The 15922-nt window shown below is 38.7% G+C and carries 11 protein-coding genes; 1 reads left to right on the top strand and 10 read right to left on the bottom strand.

The annotated features are described in order from the left end of the window. Positions 1–192: 192 nt before the first annotated feature. From mukB to cmoM, 4 genes are read right to left on the bottom strand one after another with little or no spacing between them, the layout of a single operon-like run. Positions 193–4653 (bottom strand): chromosome partition protein MukB, encoded by a 4461-nt coding sequence (mukB, locus tag AB4J89_RS07000; RefSeq protein ID WP_368468704.1) that lies wholly within the window; start codon positions 4651–4653, stop codon positions 193–195. Next, a complete protein-coding gene (gene mukE, locus AB4J89_RS07005) occupies positions 4650–5381 on the bottom strand; it encodes a chromosome partition protein MukE (RefSeq protein WP_211838953.1) in 732 nt (243 codons plus the stop codon). Before mukE ends, mukB begins: the two co-directional genes overlap by 4 nt. Further along, the gene (mukF, locus tag AB4J89_RS07010) at positions 5362–6684 is read right to left on the bottom strand and encodes a chromosome partition protein MukF (RefSeq protein WP_088493287.1); all 1323 of its coding nucleotides are present in this window, start codon (positions 6682–6684) and stop codon (positions 5362–5364) included. Before mukF ends, mukE begins: the two co-directional genes overlap by 20 nt. A 9-nt stretch (positions 6685–6693) precedes the next feature. Beyond that, a complete protein-coding gene (gene cmoM, locus AB4J89_RS07015) occupies positions 6694–7467 on the bottom strand; it encodes a tRNA uridine 5-oxyacetic acid(34) methyltransferase CmoM (protein WP_088493288.1) in 774 nt (257 codons plus the stop codon). Positions 7468–7841: 374 nt separating this feature from the next. Between cmoM and elyC the strand changes: the two genes are divergently transcribed. Then, the gene (elyC, locus tag AB4J89_RS07020; RefSeq protein WP_194952151.1) at positions 7842–8672 is read left to right on the top strand and encodes an envelope biogenesis factor ElyC; all 831 of its coding nucleotides are present in this window, start codon (positions 7842–7844) and stop codon (positions 8670–8672) included. An 80-nt stretch (positions 8673–8752) separates the two neighbouring features. Here the strand turns inward: elyC and kdsB are convergent, their stop codons facing one another. From kdsB to AB4J89_RS07050, 6 genes are all read right to left on the bottom strand, one after another. Continuing rightward, a complete protein-coding gene (kdsB, locus tag AB4J89_RS07025; RefSeq protein WP_088493290.1) occupies positions 8753–9514 on the bottom strand; it encodes a 3-deoxy-manno-octulosonate cytidylyltransferase in 762 nt (253 codons plus the stop codon). A 4-nt stretch (positions 9515–9518) separates the two neighbouring features. Continuing rightward, positions 9519–9698, bottom strand: a complete 180-nt coding sequence (locus AB4J89_RS07030) for a Trm112 family protein (protein ID WP_004244593.1) — start codon at positions 9696–9698, stop codon at positions 9519–9521. Between the two features lie 415 nt (positions 9699–10113). After that, positions 10114–10329 (bottom strand): cold-shock protein, encoded by a 216-nt coding sequence (locus tag AB4J89_RS07035; protein WP_023581324.1) that lies wholly within the window; start codon positions 10327–10329, stop codon positions 10114–10116. Between the two features lie 514 nt (positions 10330–10843). Next, positions 10844–11833, bottom strand: a complete 990-nt coding sequence (lpxK, locus tag AB4J89_RS07040) for a tetraacyldisaccharide 4'-kinase (RefSeq protein ID WP_088493291.1) — start codon at positions 11831–11833, stop codon at positions 10844–10846. Continuing rightward, positions 11830–13575 carry a lipid A ABC transporter ATP-binding protein/permease MsbA gene (gene msbA, locus AB4J89_RS07045; RefSeq protein WP_088493292.1) on the bottom strand — a complete coding sequence of 582 codons (1746 nt, stop codon included), beginning with the start codon at positions 13573–13575 and terminating at the stop codon, positions 11830–11832. The genes lpxK and msbA overlap by 4 nt, the downstream gene beginning before the upstream one ends. Before the next feature lie 36 nt (positions 13576–13611). Further along, positions 13612–15759 carry a DNA internalization-related competence protein ComEC/Rec2 gene (locus tag AB4J89_RS07050; RefSeq protein ID WP_368468878.1) on the bottom strand — a complete coding sequence of 716 codons (2148 nt, stop codon included), beginning with the start codon at positions 15757–15759 and terminating at the stop codon, positions 13612–13614. Positions 15760–15922: the final 163 nt, after the last annotated feature.

Raw genomic sequence — 15922 nt, forward strand, 5'->3', positions numbered from 1 at the left:
CGGGAACAATCATAAACATCATGATTACATTTAAATGAGATATGGCGCACGTTATGCCATTTAAAATTTCATTTTTTTGTTAATTTACTTTCATTTTTTGATCTATGTAACACTTTAAAAAAAGAAGGCGCTATAAGCATAAGCCCGTAGCGCCTTTATTCTTGCCATCTTGAGGCTAATAATGGAATAAAATCATTCTGTTATTTCAGCAACATTTGATGATGCAATTTTATCTTTTTCAGCCTGTTGACCAAAACCTTTTAATCCAACAACGTGTACATGTTCAGTACCATTGAACACTTTACGTACTAATTTATAGGTTGTTCCTTTTTCTGGGCTGATATTTTCTGGTGCTGCAATAATTAGCTGCATATCAAGACGATCGCAAAGCTCAAATAACGTCGCGATAGATTTCGCATCTAAACGAGCCGCTTCATCAAGGAAGAGCAAACGACAAGGAGAGATATCTTTTCCTCTTAAGCGTCGTGATTCTTCTTCCCAACTCTGTACGACCATTACCAGAATTGACATCCCCGTACCAATAGCTTCACCGGTTGATAAAGCACCACTTTCTGCTTTTAACCAACCTTCTGGTCCACGATTAACCTCAACATCCATTTCAAGGTAATTACGGTAATCTAACAGCTCTTCACCCACAGTTTGTGGCATACGTTGACCAATATCCACTTGAGGGTTTAAACGCTGATAAAGTTTCGCCATTGCTTCGGAGAAAGTCAGGTTTTGGTTTTTAAATAGATCTTGATACTGGTTATCTTCTTCAGATAATACATCCAATAACACTTGGTGACTTTCACGGATATTGACGTTGAGTCGGACACCACGCACCTGACCAAATGAAACCGCTTGTAAACCTTGGTTTAGCATACGAATACGGTTTTGCTCACGCTGAATAGTTTTACGAATAATATTCGCTACACTTCGTGAACTAATCGCTAATTTTTGTTCACGGCTAGTTAACTCTTCAGTTAAGCGAGCAAGCTCGATTTCCATCTGTTCAATCGCATCAACTGGATCATCCGTTTTAATGATGTCTTGGCGAATACGTTCTCTTAAATGCTGGTATACCGCAATAAAGAACTGAACTTTGCGATCGGGGTACTTCGCGTCTTCTGAGCGACGTAACGCATCACGTAAATATTCATTATCAGCAACCGCTTGGCGTAACGCGCCTAACGCCTTATCCGACATTGAACGTAATTCATCAGCAGAAAGATAAGCAAAGTCTCGACGATGTAAACGACGCTCCATACCATTTTCTTTCACTAATCGCATAACTGCGCACCAACCCGCTTTTGCACTCACAACATGCTCACGAATTTGAATGTAGTCACGTTCAAGTTTACGAATTTTCTTGGTTAGATTATCTCGCTCAGCTTCACTTAGTGCGATATCTCGCTCAAGCTGGCTGATGCGTGTGCGGTTTGCACTTACCGCAGAATAACGTTGATCGCGCAACTCTTTGGCTCTTGCTTCTGCACCAATATCAATATGTATCCCTGTATCGCGCATCTCTTGCTCAAGCTCTCTGAGTAATTCAGATTTAGTGTCAAAGGAGCTTTTTAATGATGCGAGTACTTGATTAAATTGAGCACATTGTGCTTGCTGTTGACGATAAAGTTCTCTTGCCGTAGCGCGTTCTGTTTCAGCCATTTCTAAGCGGTGACGTAGCTTCTCGTTAAGATCACTATTTTCACTGACAATCTCAACGGCATCGCTATAACTAAAGTGAGGGCGACGCTGTACCACTTCCACCAGCAAGAAAGCTTGCTGCTGATAACGTTGCTGTTCTGCTTTTGCTTGCTCGTAATCTTGTGCTAATTGTTCATGCGCTTGTGGATCACTTTGCAAGATTGAAGCGATAGGCTCTAATGTTGCTAATGCTTTTTCATGACGCTGTAAGTGGCGCATTGATTCTTCAGCGGCATACAGCTCTTCACGTAACTCTTCAACTCGATCAATCAGTGTTTCATCCATCAAGATATTAACTTGAGGAATAAGTTTATTAAGAAGATTTAGCGATTCTTTAGCACGCGCATAATGTTGACGCTGTTGCTGAGTACTCTCTTCATATTGTGTTAACGCTCTTTCTAGCTCATTACGTCTTTGGTTGAGCTGGCGAATATCCTCTTCTGGATCAGCCTCAAATGCCACAGAAATATGTTGTCCCACAAACTGACTAAAGGCATGGTGAGCACGTTGGATCTTCTGTACATCAAAAGCTTGTGTTGCGTAAATTTCAGAAAGCTCATCACGCTGACGAGATAAAATTTCTAATTGATTTTCACGCGCCGCTCGACCAAACAGTGGAATTTCAGGGTAGCGAGAATAACGCCATTGTCTATCAGTGCTCTTGATAAGAACGGCTTTATCCATCTCTTGCGCATTAAATACACTGTCATCGAAAGATTGTGGATCGCCTTCAATAAAATAGAGATCTTCAGGACAATCTTCTAACGTTTCTAATTGCGCCTGAACTTGAGATAAATCTTGTACAACAATCGCATGGCGTGCTGGACCATATAATGCAGAGAAATAAGGCGCATCGTCTAACGTAATATCATCATAAATTTCTGATAATAAAACACCATTAAAGCGTTCAGCTAAGGTAATTAATCGCCCATCTTCAGCACCACTTGGCTGACTTAAACGTTCAATTTGCGCTTCAATTTGCTGTTTGCGAGTTGCTGTTTCATCACGTAATACCGTTGCTTCGCGCTCTTTTTCAAGTAACTGTTGCATATATTCAGTTACTTGATGACCCGTTTCAAAAGATTGACGAGTCTGCTCACATAATTGTGTTAACGCATCTTGTGCTGCAAGCCATGCAGGTGCTTGTTTTTTCAGCTTTTCAATTTGTTGTTTAAGTTGATCTAACTCTTGGCGCATTTGCATGCGCTGTTCGCCAGACTCATTAACGTAATCGCTAAGCTCTTCAATTTTTGCTTCTAATTCATCTTGAAGAATTAACAGATCATCAGGCTCCATCGATTTACCATGATGTTTGTTAAATTCTTCAAGTTGGCGTTCTGCATTGTTTCGTTGATGTAAACGCTGTTCTAATTCAGCTAATTGCATACGAATAGGGTGAACCCTATCCGCTTGATGTCGATGAGAAGACCATTCACGTAATGCCGTTTTTGCAGCATCCCATGCATTTTGACGTTCAACTTCACCGACAATTGAACTCACCAGCTTATAGGCTTGATCGAATTGTGTTTTCGCAGCTTCAGAAACATTGAGTTTCTGCTCCATAGAAAGCAATGAATGCGTAATGGTTTGAATTTTTGCTTGGATACGTTCAGCCCATTGCTCTGCATTGGTTTCGTCTAAATCAGCAATATCACATTGTGCTTTAGCTCGCTCTAAAGCCTGCACAGCTTGGCGATATTGAATAGCGCGTGTTTGTTGTACGTCTAATGCCTGCTGATAGTCTGCTAACTGATTTTTCAGTTCATCGACTTCTTCTTCTGCCGATTCTACGCGTGCTTCAAGTTCTTCTTTTTTAGATGCCGCTTCTTCAACTACTTCGCTTTGTTCTTCTAAACGGAAAGTTATCTCTTCAACATCAGCGACATAACGGTCAATTTTTTCTTGTTGGCGAACTGCATTTTGTACTAAGTTTAATCGGTCACTTGCCGCTTGATAATCCGCTTCAAGATCAGAAGATAACGCTTGTTGCTCTTCTAACTCTTTACCCATCTCAACAAAACGATACGCTTCGCTATTAATGGATTTACGCTGGCTCCATAACTCACGGCGCACACTTAAAGCTTCATCAAGATGAACACGTCGTTCATTCGCATGACGCATATAGTCAGCAGCAACATAAGATGTCGCTTCTGTAATTAAGTGCTTAAATAAGTCACGATCAGATTGAGTGACACGAATAGCTTCAAGCGTCATTCGGTTTTCACGCAATGCGCCTTCCATATCTTGGAAAGCTTTTCTTACACCGCTATTTTCAGGTAGTAAATAATCACGTAAAGAGCGTGTAATTGCGCTTGAAATACCGCCATACAATGAGGCTTCAATTAAGCGATAGAATTTAGCGCGATCACTCGCTGAGCGTAAACGTTTAGGAATAACCCCTAAATCAAACATCACAGCATGGAAATCAGTAATAGAGTTAAATTGTCTGAAAACAACCCCATCAATGGCTTCAACTTTTTCTTTTAATTCATTTAGCGGTAAAACACGGGCTTGGCGATCCGCAACAGCTTGCGTCAAAATTTCTGTTGGGTTTTCTGCCATTGGCAGCCCTTGGATCATAAAGGGTTTGATATCAACTTTCTTATCACGTCCTGCAATTTGCTGTAAACGGACACCGACCACAGCACGTAAGTGACGCGAGTTAATCACATCCAATACGGCATAACACACACCAGGACGCAGTTTCCCGTATAACCCTTTATCGCGTGATCCGCTTGTCGACCCTGCTTCTGTGGTATTACGGAAGTGAAGTAAAGTAAGATCAGGGATCATAGCTGTGATAAATGCAGCCATCGTGGTTGATTTACCCGCACCATTACCACCTGATAACGTAGTCACCAACTCATCTAAATCAAAAGTACGAGCAAAGAACCCATTCCAGTTGATAAGTGTTAATGAGCGAAATTTTCCCCGTTCAATCATTTATTTTCTCCCTCCGCATCATCTTCACTGGATTGTAATTGCTCATCTTCATTTTCTTCATCATCGTTGAGAGCTTCTGAGCTATCTTCAAGCGCCATAGCTTCACCATCACGGATCATTCGCATTTGAGCCTCAAGTGGTGAATCGCCACTGCGCACATCGGCACCAAAGCGGAAAACAGATTCAGTGATAGAAAAACGCTGCATATCATTTAATAAGAATGAAATCATGCCTAAACGACGTAAACGATTTAGCGAGGTTCTCATTTTTTCTTGTAATTTTTGCAAATCAAGATCAGAACCCGTTGAGCGTTGATTCACTAAACGTAAAAGTTTGTTTTCATCTGCTAATGTTCTTAATTCATCGAATAGCTCTTGAACGGTGAATATTCCCTGATTTGCTAATCGTTCAGGGCTAAGATAGAGATAACAAAGAATTTTCCCCACCAGCATATCCATTTCAGAAAGAACAGAGCGTGGAATAAGTGTGGTTGAGCGAGGTCGCAAATAGAAGAAACCTTCTGGCGCTCGAATTAATTCGACGTTATAACGCGCATAAAAGTCTGATAACTCATCTTGAAAGTCCATCAAGAAAGCATGATTATCTAGAGAGTCTATACCGATATGTCGACCTGCACGTAACTGGCTATCCAGTTCAGGAAAAAGTGAGTTCGCTAATGCCTGCGCCAGTTTTGCTGGCATAAATTGTTCAGTATGTATCGATGACATGCGCTTGTACCTTAGCTCCATATTCGTTAATTTCTGACCATTTTGCAGGTAATCCTGCGAGCTCAGCTTTCGCCACACCTAATCGTACTGCTTGGTCAATAACAATACGTGCAACATCGAAATGTTTCTGTTGCGGATAACGATTAAGGTATTCAACTAACACTGAACTGAGATCTAATGCCCGTTGTTCTAATTTGTAAGAAGCAAGCTCTTGCTCTACCCATTGCGCTATTTGTTCGTTCACTTCACTGAACATTTGATATTCAAGCTCTTCAGGTAACTCACCTGTGACTTCTTCATCACGTAGGGCAAGCTCTTCGTCACGCATATCAAACAACCGATCAGCATTAGCGTAAGTTAATGCCCATGGGCTGTCGAAATAGTTTTGTACAGATTGACGTAAACGGCGAGAGAAAATACGGTTTTTATCCATATCAATCGCTGTACGAATAAATTTATGGACATGTCTATCGTATCCAATCCACAAATCAATGGATTGCTGACCCCAACTAATAATGCGGTCTAACTTACTTTGAAGTTCAAATACTAATGTATCGATTTGCTCAACATGACCAGAATTCATGTTTGCTTCTTGAATGCGTAAGAGATTGGCTTGAAGTTTGTCACCAGCGGCTTCAAGCGTATCTTGTAGCTCTCTTAATGTGCCCGAAGTTTCAGATAGCAACTGTTCACAACTTGAAATAGCCGCTTGCCAATCTTGGTTTAATAGCGCAGCAATATCTTCTTTTACTGTATTTTGCTGCTCATCCATGATCCGCTGAGACAAATCAATGCTATCGAAAATTTCTGCCACTGAATATTTCAGAGGTGCAAAAACGTTACGATGCCAATGATATTCATCACCACCATCTTCAGCGGAACTAGCTGCTGAATCAAGCTCACCCGCCACAATGGAAAGTTGCATCGATAAGCGCAATGATGAAAACTCACGTTGGCGAATATAGTAATCACTAATCCCAATTCCCAACGGAGTTAAACGGTATATTGCATTACCTTCTACCAATTCACTGGTAAAACGGTTAAAAAGTCGCTGCTTTACCATGTCATTAATGGCATTATTTGCGCGAACTTGTATTGATTCTGCGGGTTGTTCGAAGCCTTTACATACTTCTCGAAAGGCATCAATTAACTCCCCTTCACTGATTTCGCCATCAAGACGCTCGCTGTTTAATACAGCAACAGCCATCAAAAAAGCTAATCTTTCTGGTGGCAGTGAGATTGAGAAGTCATTTTTTCTCGCCCAAGACACTAACTCAGGAACTGTCTGGGTAAAATCACTCATAGTACATCCTTAATTTACACGCTTTTGTGCCATGACATGAATGTAACGCCCCAGACTGATATAGGGCTCTTGCCGACAATATCGTTGCTCTAATGCAAGCAACGATGGAAAATCTTTATTTTGTAACTGACGACTTTGCAAATAATCATGGAAAACGCGGACACCCGTTTTTCCTAATATTGTCATTGAAAACTCATCTAACCATTGATAGACATCTTCTGGTTGCAATGGGTTTTGAGGTGATAGCGATTTTTTTCTTCTACGAGGGATCTCAGGATTTGCTAGATGAAAATTTCCTAAAATCGCATTTCTCATGACAATGCCATTCGCGTTGTAAAACATTAGCGATAAGATACCATTAGGTAACAACATATCGGTAAGAACATTTACAGCGTCTTTCTGATCCGTGATCCATTCCAATACTGCATGAAATAGAATTAAGTCAACCCTTTCATCTATATGCTCTTTGATCTCTTGAGCTGCACAACAAATAAACGTCATGTTCTCGACAACACCCTCTTCAACCGCAGCCTCTTGTGCACGATTAAGCATCTCTTGTGATAAATCACATAAGATAATTTGGTGTCCTAATTTAGCAAGCTGACGAGAGAAATAACCTTCACCCCCACCTGCATCTAAAATACGCAAACTCCGGTTAGGTAAGAGGGTCAATAATTGTTGTAAATCTTCCCAAATCACTGCTTGACGTATTTTACCCTTTGTTGTGCCATAGATATTGCGGGAGAATTTATCTGCAATATCGTCAAAATTACGATCTGACATTAAAACGCCTCATGATAACAACTTACTACTTGCGCTCTTTGCGTTCTGATAAATTCAAAAATATGAGACACTGTACATAAATAAAGACGGCAATTTTACCAGTGTTCTATGATACTGACTGTTTTCTCTAAAGAAATAAGTCATGAATCAGATTATTCGCAAAGCGCAGTATAAATATAACGCTTATTAATGAAAAAATTAACGTTCAAACGTTTATCGTTTTATAAATAATTAAACGGTTCTTTATTTCTATTGATAAAAACTTAGTGAAACGTTGTTGATGAGCTATTTTGACACAATGTCTTGGAATTCCCCTAGTTTTCACTAAGCTTTCGCTATCAATTGCATGTATTTCACTCAATCTAGGATGATTTATGCTGTTTTTGCTCAAAAAATATGTTGCAGGCTTTCTGATGCCCTTGCCTTTGCTCTTATTAATCGCCTTTTTTGCATTAGCACTACTTTGGTTTACTCGTTGGCAAAAAACAGGAAAAAGCCTACTCACTGTTGTGCTTGTTCTGCTAACTATTTTAGGCATACAACCTGTTGCTGATACACTATTAATGCCAAGTGAAAAAGAGTATCAAGCTCGTTATGAATTACGAGAAAATTCGCAACAAGATGTGAACTACATTGTTGTTTTAGGTGGTGGTTTTACTTATAACCCAGATTGGGCACCCAGTTCTAATCTTCTTAACAATAGTTTATTTCGTGTTGCTGAAGGTGTAAGGCTTTATTATCGCAATCCTAATGCGATAATGATTTTTACAGGTGGTGCTGGTGTTAATCAGATAAGTAGTGCAGAGGTAGCGGCTCAGGTGGCGCAATCTTTGGGTGTACCTGCCGAGAGAACTATCGCATTATCAACACCAAAAGATACTGAAGAAGAAGCCTATGAAGTTGATAAATTAATTGGTAAGAAACCATTTTTACTTGTAACGTCTGCCAATCATTTAGCACGTGCGGAACGTTTCTTTTTAGCCCGAGGCATGAAACCTATCGTTGCACCAGCTAACCAACTGGCTATCTCTTCACCATTACATCCTTGGGAGAAATATTTTCCCTCTGCGACTTATTTTCAACACAGTGAACGTGCATGGTATGAGTTTTTGGGGTCGGTGTGGCAATCAGTAAAACCTGCCGGACAACCCGCCACTATTCCTGAAAATGAAAGTCATCAGTCTGATAAAGAAGAAAACCAATAATTAGAAATATTTTTGCTGACTGATACAAAAACGGCACTTAATTTAAGTGCCGTTAGAATTTATTTGTCACTGTTAACAAATCAGAACTCTTGGTTAAGTGCTCGATATGCAGCTCTGGCTGCAATAAGATCATCTTGAGTATCTACACCCACACCCGGAACTTCTAATGCTTTTGCAACATGGATTTTTTCGCCATACCACAGCACCCGCAGTTGCTCTAACATTTCAATAGATTCTAATGGGCTTGGCTCCCAAGTAATATATCGACGTATAAAACCTGCACGATAAGCATAAATGCCAATATGGCGAAGATAATGTTCACCAATTTCATCATGTGATAAATTAAAACGGTCTCTTTCCCAAGGAATGGTTGCACGAGAAAAATAAAGTGCGAAACCTTTTGCATCCATCACGACTTTCACCGCATTAGGGTTAAAAGCTTCTTTTGAGTCAACAATAGGCACTGCTAATGTTGCCATTCCTGCACCACAACTCGCCAAATTTTCGGCTACTTGAGTAATAATCGCAGGTGGAATAAGAGGCTCATCACCTTGTACGTTAACGATTATCTCATCATCCGCAAATTTGTATTTTTCAATGACTTCCGCTAAACGCTCTGTACCCGAATGGTGATCTTCGCGAGTCATACAGGCTTCTCCGCCCGCTTTTTCAACAGCTGCAACAACATCTAAATTATCAGTTGCAACAATGACACGGTTTGCACCAGAGCGCATAGCCTGTTCCATTACACGAACAATCATAGGTTTGCCATGAATATCCGCGAGGGGTTTACCCGGTAAACGGGTCGATGCATATCGACCAGGGATAATGACCGTGAACATGAAGTTACTTTTCCTCTTCTAGTGATAATTCTCTTGCTTCATTCTCCAGAAGAACGGGGATATTGTCACGAACAGGATAAGCTAAATGATCAATTTTGCAGATAAGCTCTGAATTTTCTTTATCAAAGATAAGTTTGCCGTGGCAAACTGGGCAAGCAATAATTTCGAGTAAGCGGTGATCCATTTTGTCCCTCTCAAGGGTTAATCATTTTATATGGCAAAAGGATATCATAAGGAATGATCAGCGTTAATACTCAAAACCTCTCGTTTAGTGATAATTCGAAAATTATTTTAGTTATTAATAAATTTATTATTTTCTCTTTTACTATAAGCAACAAAAAAGCCACATTAATGTGGCTTTTTATCGTTGAGTCTGCAACATCATTAATAAAGAATTACATTCAGCTTTTATTGATAATAATTTAACCTTTTTATTATCTTTATTGCATTCTAATTAACGAAACGACTCTTTTATATTACTTATTCGACTTGGTGGTAAACTATTGTGGCTTACCTACCTCAAAATAGGCATAAACGATAATTTAATCTTAATGCTAAACTATCGTTTTATCTACATCTTTAACAAGGCTAAGCCTTATTTAAAATCCGATAACATCAGCGGCTTCTAAACCTGCTGCTGTTCTGATAACAGAAAACTCAACGTCTTGACCTTCTGTTAATGCTTTATTTTTTGTATTGGCAATCGCTTTTTTATTGACATAAACTTCTTGTTCAATATCTCTTGCAACAATAAGACCATAACCCTTGTTATTGTCGAACCATTTTACGCGACCCATTCTTAATTGTAATGTCATGATAGATAAACTCCTTTTGTTCTTTGTATAGTTTGATTTTTCTATACAAATGCATCCTACTTTTTATTAAGTCTTCTTATATAAAACCCCAATTAAATTCTGAACACATTAATTTAAGTAGTGCATTTTATTATTCAATAAAAATGTTCAAAATCGTGATAGCCAAACTTAATAAATATCATAAAGCTCAATAAATATTTACAGTATCAATATGACAAAAAGATGACATTCTGATATTTATTGCGCACTGATAAAAAAGATAACCGAATATAGAGATAATTAGTCACCATCAAAAATGGTTTTTATCATCCGTTGTGCACAAAAGCCGACGCTATTCACTGCACAAAATATTAACCCTACATTCAAGATCCACAAACTCTCCACACAAGGCTTTTGAGTAGATAGAGTAGTGGCGAATTAAATTGAACTACGACAAAAGCGATATGCGACTGTAGGTAGGTAATCTTTTATGTAACGCTATCCTGATTTCCACTATAAATATCATTGTTTCAGATCAGATACAAGTTTTTTTCGAGCCGTAAATTAAATTGCTGACTTGTTTTAGCACAGATTGACTATTTAATTCAGCGCTAACAGGCAAATACCACCAATTATCTTGTGCAAAATGCTGACATTTCACAGCATCCTTTTCTGTCATAATAAGGGGCTCTAAGTCAGGTGTTAAATCCTGTAATTCTTGAGCACTATAATCACTATGATCACTAAATGCTTTTGTTGTGATTAACTCTATCCCTTTTTCATGTAAAGAGTTAAAAAACCGAGGAGGATGACCAATTCCAGCGATAGCAACAGCCTTTTTAATTTGCTGAACTGGTTTTTTCTCTCCTGTTTTAAGATTAACTGCAGTATCACCTTCCAGCGCCATGCCAATCTCATTATTCTGGCTTATTCCACCATTAACGATAATTGCATCCACAGAATCTAAGCGCCCTGCACGCTCTCGCATAGGGCCTGCTGGTAACCACCAACCATTGCCGAATCGGCGCTGACCATCAATGACAACAATTTCATAATCACGCTGTAATGCGTAATGCTGCAAACCATCATCAGTGATGATCACATCAAGCTCATGTTGAGCTAATAGCGCTTTTACTGCATCTCGTCGATTAGGTGCAACCGCAACGGGAGCACCTGTTCGATGATAAATCAACACAGGTTCATCACCTGCCATGGCAGGTGTCGTATCGGATGTCAAAAGTAATGGATAATGGTCTGATTTCCCGCCGTAACCACGAGAGACAACACCTGGTTTAAATCCCTGCTGTATTAATTGCTCAACAAGCCATATCACAACAGGCGTTTTACCATTCCCGCCAGCAGTTAAATTGCCAACAATCACAACAGGAACAGGCGCTTTCCATGATGCTAACCATCCTTTCTGATATGCAAAACGCCTTAACAGTGTGATCGCACCATACAACCATGAAAATGGAAGTAATAGGATATAAAACCAAGATTTACCAGACCAAACCCGTTCAATCATTTGCCAAATTGCATCCTGTGAAGTTGTGCATAAATACCTTGTTTCTCAATCAAATCAAGGTGTGCGCCACGTTCAACAATTTCACCGTCTTCAATAACTAATATTTCATCTGCTTTTTCAATAGTTGATAAACGGTGAGCAATCACTAAAGAGGTTCTGTTTTTCTGTAATTCATCAAGTGCTGACTGGATAGCGCGCTCTGATTCTGTATCTAGCGCTGATGTTGCTTCATCAAGAATAAGGATCGGTGAATCTCGTAATAACGCTCTTGCAATTGCAATGCGCTGACGTTGTCCACCTGAAAGTAACACACCATTTTCACCAATTTCAGTATCTAAGCCTTTATCCATTTTTTGGATAAAATCCATCGCATGTGCCATCTTCGCTGCTTTTTCAATATCTTCGCGGGTATACAAATCTTCACATGCGTAGACGATATTGTTTGCCACGGTTTCATTAAAAAGATGCACATTTTGAGAAACCAACGCGACTTGATTACGCAAAGATTTCAATGTGTATTCACGAATATCATGACCATTAATTAATATTTCGCCTTCATTAATGTCATAAAAACGTGTGATCAAGTTTGCAATCGTAGACTTACCAGAGCCTGAGCGTCCAACTAATGCAACAGTTTTACCCGCTGGAATAGTAAATGACATATTTTTCAGTGCTGGTGTATCTTTTGTAACATATTGGAAAGTCACATTACGAAACTCAATATCGCCAGTTGGTTTTTTCAGTTCAAGCTTACCAGTGTCTTTTTCTTGCTCCATATCGAGGATAGCAAAAAGAGTCTGACAAGCAGCCATACCGCGCTGGAATTGAGCATTCACATTAGTCAGTGATTTCAATGGACGCATTAATGCAACCATTGAGGAGAAGACAACAGTAATTGTACCTGCTGTTAATGTATCCATTATCTCAGGGAAACTTGCTGCATACAGGACAAATGCTAATGCAAGAGAAGCGATTATCTGAATAATAGGATCTGAAATTGATGATGCGACAACCATACGCATACCTTGACGGCGAATATGATTGCTTACATGGTTAAAGCGTTTATTTTCAACTTCTTGGCCATTAAAAATCAGAACTTCTTTATGCCCTTTTAGCATTTGTTCTGCGCTAGTTGTCACTTGTCCCATGCTATTTTGGATACGTTTACTGATCGTTCTAAAACGAGTCGATACTATACGAATAACAACAGCAACAATAGGTGCGATAACGATAAGGATCAGGGATAATTGCCAGCTATAATAAAACATCAAACAAAATAGTCCGATGATATAAGCACCTTCACGTACAACGGTAATTAATGCACCTGATGATGAAGAAGCAACTTGTTCTGAATCGTATGTGATACGAGAGAGTAAAGTCCCTGTTGATTGCTGATCAAAAAAGCTCACCGGCATTCCCATAATATGAGAAAACAGTCGGCGACGCATATTCATTACAACTTTCCCAGAGACCCAAGAAAGACAGTAACTTGAAATAAAGTTAGATATACCACGCAGAGCTATCAGTCCAATAACGGCAAAAGGCATCCATTTTAATACGTCATTACTGGCTTTACCAAAACCTTCATCAAGAAGTGGTTTTAATAAAGAAATCATAAATGCATCCACGCCCGCATTGATGATTAATGCAATTGCAGCAGTGATCAAACCCGCTTTGAAAAGCCGGATCATTGGCCATAGGCGGCGGAATGTTTGCCACGTTGATAGATCTATATCATTCATATATATTACCAAACTTTTAATAATTAGCCGGTCATTCTACTCGGGAAACGTCAAAACACCAAACCACTGATGATACCAACGAGGCAAAATATCTCGCCTATAGGTAAATACATCAATATTATCTTGATTAAACTCGATAGAAATTTGCCCACTAATAGAGGTTGTTAGCCAATTAATAGCTTCTTTTTTATAACGATGATGTACTTTATCAGAAGGCAAACGCCAAGGGCTATAACGAGCAGCAGAAACAAGTGCAAATTTTGGTGATACTGCTTGAATAAACATCAATGTGGATGATGTTTGACTACCATGATGAGGAACTTGTAAAACATCTGCTTTTAGTTGTTCTTTTTTTACTCTTACTAATTGAGCTTCAGCTTCTTTTTCTATATCTCCAGTTAGTAGAATATTGTTTTTCCCATCACTAACATTGATCACACAGGATTGATTGTTTTTCGGAGAGCTTAATTTATTCTGCGGCCACAATGCATCAAATTGCAGACCTTTCCACTGCCATGATTTATCACTTAAGCAAGGTAAATGCGAAGGATCGTCAAAACTACTACGAATACTTAAATTAGGATAAGTTTTTATTAAATCTTCCATTCCCCCTGTATGATCAAGATGATCATGACTAATGATCAATGCAACTGGCGTGAGTCGATGATGCCTTAAATAAGGAATGATGACACTCTTTGCAATCGAACCTCCATTTTTCCAACGCATTCCCGTGTCATAAATAATCGCCTCCCCTTCTTTTTCAAGAATAACCGCCAAGCCATGTCCAACATCTAACATAGATATTCGCCATTGATAACGTGAAGAGACGACGAATTCACAATATAAAATAGCACCAATAACCACAATACAAATAAAATGATGACGCCACCATGACATTTTTATAATTAAAATAATTCCAATCCCCAAAAATCCTAATAATAAAGGAATGGCACCACTATTTTGCCAATATGGTAAAAATAAGGAAGCACAGCCAAAAGCAAGGTTAATAGAAAGATCAACCCAGTGCCAAATTATTGGTTGTAAAAATGAGAGAAAGAATGTCAATAATCCGAGCATTATTAATGGCACGGTAATAAAAGAAATAATAGGAATTGCCCATAAGTTAACGATAAAACTAAAAAAATTAGCGCCATTAAATAAATATAATTGAAATGGTAATAAAATAATTAATAAACCAAATTGTAAATGTACCAACCTTAAAATAAACCACCGTTTTTGATGGTTATATTTAGCTTTTAATGGGTACATCCAATACCAAAAGATAATGGCAAATACAGCAGAAAATGAAAGCCAAAAACTGGCTGAAAGTATAGAAAGAGGCTCAACAATAAGAATAAGTGCAGCACTCCACAGTGCCCATTGCCAAGGTAAAAATAATCGACTCCCCCAATGTAAAATCACCCAAACTGTTAATCCAATAACGGCTCTTATTGCTGGTATTCCCCAACCTGATAACGCAGCATAGAAAACACCACATAGCCAAGCTATAACTAATGGAAATCTTGGATTAATCCATCTGATAGGGAAAAAAAATTGAATGCCTCTTGCAATAACCCAACCAAAAAAGGCAGCTAAACCTATATGTAAACCCGATATCACAATTAAATGTGCAACCCCTGTTTTCATATAGAGATCTTTTTTCTCAGGTTCGAGATATCGCTTATCACCTAAGACTAAAGCAATAATTTCACCTTTATTTTTTGCAGTTTGCCAATGAGCTGAGATTGTCTGAATAAGTTGAGTACGTAGTGATATATCATCTCGGATAAACTTGGCTGTCATCACCTTACCCGTTAATGTTTCCTTCATAGAAACGGCATATTTTTGGCTATCAAACCCACCTTCATTTAAATAACTATGTACAGCTCTAAATTGAATTTTAAACTTCCAATATTGTCCCACAGCTATATTTTTAGGCGGATTTCGCCAATACACGTTTGCATAAACAGATGATGAAAAGCGTGTCTTCTTCGTAATTGGTATTTTGATAATAATATTACCATCTATTAATTGGCGATACTCCATAACCTTGGTTTCAAATGTTGCCATATTATCAGCAAACTGCTCTGTTCTCGTCATTAACGATGACGCAACCATATTTGAATAAACCCAAAAAAACAGAAATATCGCTGAAAAGCGAAGTGAACAAAAAGGAATAAACACTAGAAATAGTGCAACAAGAATAATAATAGAATAAATAGTCCGACTAAAAGGGTATGTTGAACTAATAAAGGTAAGCAACCTAATATCATTGCCAAAGCAATATTATCTAAAGTTAACTTTGTGAAATAGAGCCTTTGAAAATAAGCTGAATGAAAGCACCTAT

Source organism: Proteus sp. STS61-E (genome assembly GCF_040932335.1).
Lineage (GTDB): Bacteria > Pseudomonadota > Gammaproteobacteria > Enterobacterales > Enterobacteriaceae > Proteus > Proteus mirabilis_B.

What these genes read in the sequence shown, in the direction of transcription:
- cmoM (WP_088493288.1), bottom strand. Translation starts at nt 7,467, where the DNA reads ATGTCAGATCGTAATTTTGACGATATTGCAGATAAATTCTCCCGCAAT.
- mukF (WP_088493287.1), bottom strand. Translation starts at nt 6,684, where the DNA reads ATGAGTGATTTTACCCAGACAGTTCCTGAGTTAGTGTCTTGGGCGAGA.
- mukE (WP_211838953.1), bottom strand. Translation starts at nt 5,381, where the DNA reads ATGTCATCGATACATACTGAACAATTTATGCCAGCAAAACTGGCGCAG.
- msbA (WP_088493292.1), bottom strand. Translation starts at nt 13,575, where the DNA reads ATGAATGATATAGATCTATCAACGTGGCAAACATTCCGCCGCCTATGG.
- AB4J89_RS07035 (WP_023581324.1), bottom strand. Translation starts at nt 10,329, where the DNA reads ATGACATTACAATTAAGAATGGGTCGCGTAAAATGGTTCGACAATAAC.
- elyC (WP_194952151.1), top strand. Translation starts at nt 7,842, where the DNA reads ATGCTGTTTTTGCTCAAAAAATATGTTGCAGGCTTTCTGATGCCCTTG.
- kdsB (WP_088493290.1), bottom strand. Translation starts at nt 9,514, where the DNA reads ATGTTCACGGTCATTATCCCTGGTCGATATGCATCGACCCGTTTACCG.
- AB4J89_RS07030 (WP_004244593.1), bottom strand. Translation starts at nt 9,698, where the DNA reads ATGGATCACCGCTTACTCGAAATTATTGCTTGCCCAGTTTGCCACGGC.
- mukB (WP_368468704.1), bottom strand. Translation starts at nt 4,653, where the DNA reads ATGATTGAACGGGGAAAATTTCGCTCATTAACACTTATCAACTGGAAT.
- lpxK (WP_088493291.1), bottom strand. Translation starts at nt 11,833, where the DNA reads ATGATTGAACGGGTTTGGTCTGGTAAATCTTGGTTTTATATCCTATTA.